The sequence below is a fragment of the Belliella aquatica genome (genome assembly GCF_014637795.1).
Taxonomy (GTDB): Bacteria; Bacteroidota; Bacteroidia; order Cytophagales; family Cyclobacteriaceae; genus Belliella; species Belliella aquatica.
The window spans coordinates 108,262-114,589 of record NZ_BMFD01000012.1 but is presented as its reverse complement, the minus strand read 5'-3'; the positions used below and the strand labels follow the sequence as shown (position 1 = coordinate 114,589).

The following is a 6,328-nucleotide window of genomic DNA, read 5'->3' as shown; positions in this document are numbered from 1 at the left end:
TGGTAAGTTGCTCCTCAGCAGAGCTTACGTCCTCTTCGAATCTGCATGGCATGTTAAGAAATTTTTCAACAAAAGTCACCAACTATTTTTGACCACATTACCAATAAAAAAGCTATCTTAAAAAGATGGCTTTTTTTATTCCTTAGGCCCAATAGGAGGAACCATTACTACACTTTCCTTGTCTACCATTACAGCACCTGCTGGTGATCCTTTTACCTTTCTGACAAACTTCACCGGCGTGTACATAACTGCTGCCAATGTTTCACTTTTGTTTTTTGAATAGTATGCAGCAAGTTCTGCAGCTCTCTCGATGACAGTTTTTGGAAATTTCATTCCTGACTTGAATTTAATGATCACATGCGATCCTGAGACGTCCTTTGCATGAAGCCATAAATCTTCTTTCCAAGCAAAATATCTAAGCATTTCATCATTTGATTTTGCTGACTTCCCGACCAAAACCTCAAATCCCTCAACATCAAACCTTTTAAATGGGACTTGTTCCTGCTTTTCTTTTTCTTGGGAAATCAAATTGTGCTCCTTGACAAAAGCTTTCAATGCACGAAAATCAGTAATCGTATTGAGCTGATCTAGCAATTCTTCTATTTTGACTAAGAGGTTTTCTTTATCTTCTAAGTTTTGATACAATTGATCCAGCTCTATCTTTCTGTTTTTTGACTTTCTATACAAATTCTCAGCAAACATCTGTGGGCTAACACCTCTTTTGAGTTTGACAAGTTGATCTTGGTTGGTATAAAAGTTGAAAAGTGTAACTTCTTCAGAATTCCGCTCTATTTGATGCAGGTTTGCCATAATTACATCAGCTAACTGAGCTGGGGAGATCTCTGATTCAAGATTTTGGAGCTTTTCTGTAGTTTTTTGAATGTAATTGTTAGATTTCTTTTTTTGATCCTCGAATATTTTGAACCAGTGCTGCTTTTCTCTTTGAAATGCCTGAATGACGACGATGTATCTAAAAAGCGTATTGATGGCAGCTATTGGATCGGCTGTTTGGAATACAGAATTCTCTTCTGGTAAAAGGCTTAAATTATGCTCATTCCCAGACTCTATGATTGTGAAAAGTGGAGATTCTAACATGTCCAAAAGTTCCTGTAATAATCCCCATTTTTCTTCTAAATTGGACTCTATGTAACCTCTCTGTTTGAGCCATTCTCTAGGTATTTTTCCAAGAGTGGGTAAAAATTTAGAAGCATTTCCTTCTAGTGCTTCAAAATTCTCTTTACTCAAATCTAAATTTTTGGCAAGATCTTTTGTTCGAATACTCCAATCATCTTTCAGTTCATTTCTAAAGATTTTGTAAGGAAGATGTTCCTCAGATTTATAGAAAAGTAAATTGCTTCTTGTTCCATGAAGTTTAAATACGATGCTGTCACCACTTTCTAAAGAAATTACAAATGCTCTTTCAAACGAAATTGGATTGATGCTCTTGACTTTTTGTCCAATTAAATCTGGAAAAAGAGAAACCGTATTTCTTTTTCCTCTTTTGAAATCTTCAGGAAATGCCAAGCAGGAAATACTGGGTAATAGGTTTGCTTGGATGAATAAATCGTTTTTATCTAAAGTTAATCCAATGATTAATTCATCTTTGTTTTGAGAAAAACATTCGACTATTTCTGCTCCTAGGAATCTTGTTTCTAAAGCAGGGCAAAGAAATTTCAGAAAATGGTAATTGAAATGCATTACGCAATATCCAATTTTAAGCCATCATAAGCTAACCGAATATGCTCTGGAAGAATTGCTTCTACTTCTGCATGAGATCCTAATTTATGACTGATATGGGTGAAATAAGCTTTTTCAGGTTGGATGAAGTTCACCATATCGATTGCTTCCTGCAAAGTGAAATGTGATATATGATGCGTAGTTTGGAGTGCATTCAGGACCAAATATTTTGTTCCTTTTATTTTCTCCATTTCTTCTTTAGCTATCGTTTTGGCATCTGTGATATAGGTGAAATCTCCTATCCGAAATCCTAAAACAGGGAGACGATAATGCATCACTTCAATAGGTGTAAAAGGAATTCCTTCTACTTCAAATGCAGTAGTTTTAGATATTTCGTGGGTCATTACTTTTGGGACTCCAGGATATTTGACTTCTTCGAAAATGTAGGAAAATTCTCTTTTTATTTGACTTAGTACCTTTTTGGTAGCAAAAACAGGCATATTCTTTTTTTGCATGAAATTGTAAGGCCTAATGTCATCTAATCCTGCCGTATGATCCTTGTGTTCATGTGTAAAAATAACGGCGTCTAGGGTATTGATTTTTTCCCTAAGCATCTGTGTTCTGAAATCAGGTCCAGTATCGATGACTATACTCTTTCCATTGATATCTAAATGTATGGCACTTCTGAGTCTCTTATCTCTAAAATCTAAGGAGGAACACACAGGACAATCACAACCTATAACTGGTACTCCTTGAGATGTTCCTGTTCCTAAAAATGTAATTTTCAAAGTTTTAATTCGGTTTGTTGTAGCTCTCCCAAGAAGTCTTGATTTTTTTTCTCTTGAAAATCCTTAGGATTGAACTGTAGCTCTTTAATGATGTCTATCAATGTATTTATTTTACCTTCGATGGTGTAATACTTATTGATAATCACAACTTTATTTTCTTTAAGAATACAGTATCCTGATTTAAAGCTACCTTTTTCATATCTCAAAATAAATTCCGACGAGGCAAACAAATTTTCAAGTTTGTCAAGAAAATTTTTAGTGTATTTGACTGTCATACAATTAACCTTTGTTTAGGACAAATGTTTCTTTACTGTCGCCAAAAGATGGTCATAATCAAGAGGCTTTTGTACATAATCATTCAAACCGGCCTTTTTGAAATCATCAAGCGTGTAGTTTTTATAATTACCGGTGATGGCTATGATTGGAACCTTTGATTTTTTTTCATCTTCAAGCAAGCGAACAGCTTTAGTGCAAGCTATTCCATCCATGATTGGCATATTGATATCCATTAATATCAAGTCAAAGTCTTCTTTGGCAAGCTTATCCAAAACTTGTTGACCGTTCTTTACCGCTGTGATGTGGTATTTCTCGAACATCAACACATTTTTTGTCAAATTGATGATTACGGAACTATCTTCTGCTACCAACACTTTTTTGTTTTCGTTCATGAATTGAAATCTTGAATGGTTTGAATGTGTTTTTTAAATGATGCTATTAATCCCATCAAAGTTAAATAATCTTTTAATGTATTGTCAAAAATGTTATTTTTTATGTTTTTTTCAAACTGTTTAACAGAATTAAAAATTTTCATAGCTCCAAGTGTACCTGAATTTCCTTTAATAATATGAAGTTTGTCACCTATACCATTTAATTTTTCTTCTTTGATCAGTGGTTCTATCTCTGATAATAAAGATTCAGTCTCCAAAATAAATTCTTCGTATACCAAAAGGATGTTTTCGAGAGAATTATATTTCAGTAGTTGATTAAATACCTTAGTGTCCAATTCTAAATCATCGAAATCATCAATCATTCCCGCTACTGTGGGCGATTTTTTCCTTTCAATATGGTTTGAAATAGTTTCAAGAAATGATTTGGGTTTGATTGGTTTGGAAATAAAATCATCAAAACCAGTTGATAGAAAGTACTCTCTGTCATTCTGATCAGCATAAGCAGAAATCGCAATAATAGGAGAGTGTGAGATTTGTTCCCGTTTGATAATTTCTAATGCTGTGATCCCATCCATAATTGGCATCTGAATATCCATTAGGATCAAATCAAATTGATCAAGTCGTAATTTATCTATCGCACTTTTTCCATTTTCAGCTACTTCATATAAGTAAACCTGACCAATAATATGTTCAAATACCCGGCGATTTAGGGCGTTGTCGTCTACGATTAGAACCTTTTTGCTTTTCATTGACAATTATTGGTAATTTTACTTTTCTGAAAGAATTAACTTATAAAATAAACCTGTGAAGGATAATAAATACTTAATTGTAATTGCTGGACCAACAGCTGTTGGAAAAACTGATTTGTGTATAAATTTAGCTAAAAAATTCAATACGGAAATAATTTCTTCTGATAGTAGGCAGTTTTTTAAGGAAACAATTCTTGGAACGGCGAAGCCTTCAGACTTACAGCTTTCCGAAGTGCCGCACCATTTTATAAATTCACTTTCAATCCATGATAATTACGATGTTAAATCGTTTGAAGAAGATGCCTTAAACTTGATGCAGGAGATCTTTCAAAAGCATAACATCATTATCATGACCGGTGGATCAGGCCTATATATAGATGCGATTTGCAAGGGTTTTGATGATATGCCTCAGGTTGGTTCAGAAATACGTCAAAAAATCATAAAAGAATATGAACTCAAAGGTCTTGTCTTTTTGCAAGAAGAAGTAAAGCTGCTTGATCCCGAATACTTCGCTCTCGTAGATCAAAATAATCCTCAGCGCCTGATGCGAGCCCTTGAAGTTTGCCGAGGCACAGGGAAGCCTTTTAGCTCTTTCAGAAATAAAAAAAAAGTTGATCGCCCATTTAATATCATCAAAATCGGACTGGAAAGAGAACGGGAAGAGCTCTACCGCAGAATTGATCTTAGAATGGACTTGATGATCCAAGAAGGTCTTTTTGAAGAAGCGGTATCTCTATTTCCCCATAAACATCTCAACGCCCTGCAGACAGTCGGGTATTCAGAAATCTTCGGCTTTTTGGATGGGAATTATGATAAAGAAGAAGCAATTAGACTTTTGAAGAGAAACTCAAGAAGATATGCAAAAAGACAATTGACATGGTTCAAAAGAGACACTGAAATGACATGGTTTCACCCAGATCAATTAGAGAAAGTTCTTGAATTTATTTCAATTCAGATGGCATGATAGCCAAAAAGCCTTGCAACAAAACTGTAGGGCTTTTTGGCTATAAATAAATTGTGTTGCGACTGTATCAGTTTGGCTTGCTGAAATGGCTTCCTTACTTGATTATCGAATTGGGTCAATTCCTCTGTTTTTAACTTTGACTTTACTTCCAAATAAATTTTTCTTAATTCCTCAAAATCAGGTTTGCTTTTATTTCCTTCGGACTTGATGCTTTGTAAGCCAGCCCAAGTTTCAGTACAAAACTGTGAGAATTGAGATCTTTTAGATTTGATACCTTGCCTAACCACCAAGATAAAAAGCAAAACTGAACCACCAAGGGTGATAAATATTGGAATAAAGCCCATTTGTAAATTAAATACTTAAGATTTCAATTAATTTAAGGTGATCTCCTTTGATAGGTTTGGTCTTGCCTATACAATCTTCAAAGGAAGTATAGATAACATCTCCATTGACCACACCTGCCATACAATTAGACTGACCACTGATTAATCCATCTACAGCAGCCATCCCACAGCGGGAAGCCAATACACGGTCTCTTGCGGTAGGGTTTCCACCACGTTGTATGTGACCAAGTGTGGTTACCTTGAATTCCTTGTCTTCATCATTGACCTTATTTTTAACTTGATCCATGATTACTTCAGCATTACCCTCTTCATCACCTTCCGCTACAACGATAATGCTTGATGATTTAGATTTTCTAAGGTTTTTGAGTGATTTTACTACTTTTTTGAGGTCTGTTTCAGTTTCTGGAACCATCACAAACTCAGCACCCCCTCCAATTCCACACTCTACAGCTATGTAGCCACTGTCTCTTCCCATTACTTCCACAAAGAAGATTCGATCATGTGCTGCAGCGGTATCTCTAATTTTATCTATGGCTTCTAATGCTGTATTCACCGCAGTATCAAAGCCAATCGTATAATCTGTACCGTAGATATCATTATCAATAGTCCCAGGACAACCTACTGTGGGAATACCAAATTCTTCAAAGAAAACCTTAGCTCCAGTGAATGTTCCATCTCCTCCAATTGCGACTATTCCATCTATTTCCAAAGCTTTTAATTGGTCATATGCTTTTTTTCTACCTTCTTTGGTCATGAACTCTTCACTTCGAGCAGATTTTAAGATAGTGCCACCTCTTTGAATGATATTGCTTACAGAATGTGATTGCATTTTCTTAATATTTCCAGCTATCATACCATCATATCCGTAGGTGATGCCGTAAACTTCTATTCCGTGAAAAATAGCCGTACGGACTACTGCTCTGATACAAGCATTCATACCCGGGGCATCGCCTCCTGAAGTAAAAACTGCAATTTTTTTCATTGTTTTAATAGGTTTTTCGAATTTCAAAAATACTCATATTTGTAAGTCTTTGTTAGGGAAAAATGAAAAAAAATAATGACCAAAAAAAAGTGAGGTATTTTGAATATTAAAAAATGATGGGAATGTGGAACAAGGAAATTCTACATTCCCATTTTT

At 35.1% G+C, this 6,328-nt stretch carries 8 protein-coding genes; 1 reads left to right on the top strand and 7 read right to left on the bottom strand.

All coding sequences use genetic code 11. The annotated features are described in order from the left end of the window. Positions 1-135 precede the first annotated feature (135 nt). From IEV57_RS15035 to IEV57_RS15015, 5 genes are read right to left on the bottom strand one after another with little or no spacing between them, the layout of a single operon-like run. Positions 136-1,698, bottom strand: a complete 1,563-nt coding sequence (locus IEV57_RS15035) for an NFACT RNA binding domain-containing protein (RefSeq protein WP_188443866.1) — start codon at positions 1,696-1,698, stop codon at positions 136-138. Beyond that, positions 1,698-2,465: an MBL fold metallo-hydrolase gene (locus IEV57_RS15030; protein WP_188443865.1), complete on the bottom strand. Its 768-nt coding sequence runs from the start codon at positions 2,463-2,465 to the stop codon at positions 1,698-1,700. Before IEV57_RS15030 ends, IEV57_RS15035 begins: the two co-directional genes overlap by 1 nt. Next, positions 2,462-2,740, bottom strand: a complete 279-nt coding sequence (locus IEV57_RS15025) for a hypothetical protein (RefSeq protein ID WP_188443864.1) — start codon at positions 2,738-2,740, stop codon at positions 2,462-2,464. The genes IEV57_RS15030 and IEV57_RS15025 overlap by 4 nt, the downstream gene beginning before the upstream one ends. Before the next feature lie 15 nt (positions 2,741-2,755). Beyond that, on the bottom strand, positions 2,756-3,133 hold the full coding sequence (locus tag IEV57_RS15020) for a response regulator (RefSeq protein WP_188443863.1): 378 nt from the start codon (positions 3,131-3,133) through the stop codon (positions 2,756-2,758). Then, positions 3,130-3,882: a response regulator gene (locus IEV57_RS15015; RefSeq protein WP_188443862.1), complete on the bottom strand. Its 753-nt coding sequence runs from the start codon at positions 3,880-3,882 to the stop codon at positions 3,130-3,132. The genes IEV57_RS15020 and IEV57_RS15015 overlap by 4 nt, the downstream gene beginning before the upstream one ends. Before the next feature lie 55 nt (positions 3,883-3,937). On the opposite strand from IEV57_RS15015, the gene miaA reads away from it, so the two are divergent. Next, complete coding sequence (miaA, locus tag IEV57_RS15010) at positions 3,938-4,846, top strand: tRNA (adenosine(37)-N6)-dimethylallyltransferase MiaA (protein ID WP_188443861.1); 909 nt, start codon at positions 3,938-3,940, stop codon at positions 4,844-4,846. Here the strand turns inward: miaA and IEV57_RS15005 are convergent. Together IEV57_RS15005 and pfkA are read right to left on the bottom strand one after the other, a co-directional pair. Beyond that, positions 4,834-5,190, bottom strand: a complete 357-nt coding sequence (locus IEV57_RS15005; RefSeq protein ID WP_188443860.1) for a hypothetical protein — start codon at positions 5,188-5,190, stop codon at positions 4,834-4,836. The two genes, miaA and IEV57_RS15005, sit on opposite strands and share 13 nt — an antisense overlap. Positions 5,191-5,197: 7 nt before the next feature. Then, a complete protein-coding gene (gene pfkA / locus IEV57_RS15000; protein WP_188443859.1) occupies positions 5,198-6,172 on the bottom strand; it encodes a 6-phosphofructokinase in 975 nt (324 codons plus the stop codon). Between the last annotated feature and the right edge of the window lie 156 nt (positions 6,173-6,328).

Coding starts and splice junctions, on each gene's coding strand:
- IEV57_RS15015 (WP_188443862.1), bottom strand. CDS start 3,882: ATGAAAAGCAAAAAGGTTCTAATCGTAGACGACAACGCCCTAAATCGC.
- IEV57_RS15005 (WP_188443860.1), bottom strand. CDS start 5,190: ATGGGCTTTATTCCAATATTTATCACCCTTGGTGGTTCAGTTTTGCTT.
- IEV57_RS15025 (WP_188443864.1), bottom strand. CDS start 2,740: ATGACAGTCAAATACACTAAAAATTTTCTTGACAAACTTGAAAATTTG.
- IEV57_RS15020 (WP_188443863.1), bottom strand. CDS start 3,133: ATGAACGAAAACAAAAAAGTGTTGGTAGCAGAAGATAGTTCCGTAATC.
- pfkA (WP_188443859.1), bottom strand. CDS start 6,172: ATGAAAAAAATTGCAGTTTTTACTTCAGGAGGCGATGCCCCGGGTATG.
- IEV57_RS15035 (WP_188443866.1), bottom strand. CDS start 1,698: ATGCATTTCAATTACCATTTTCTGAAATTTCTTTGCCCTGCTTTAGAA.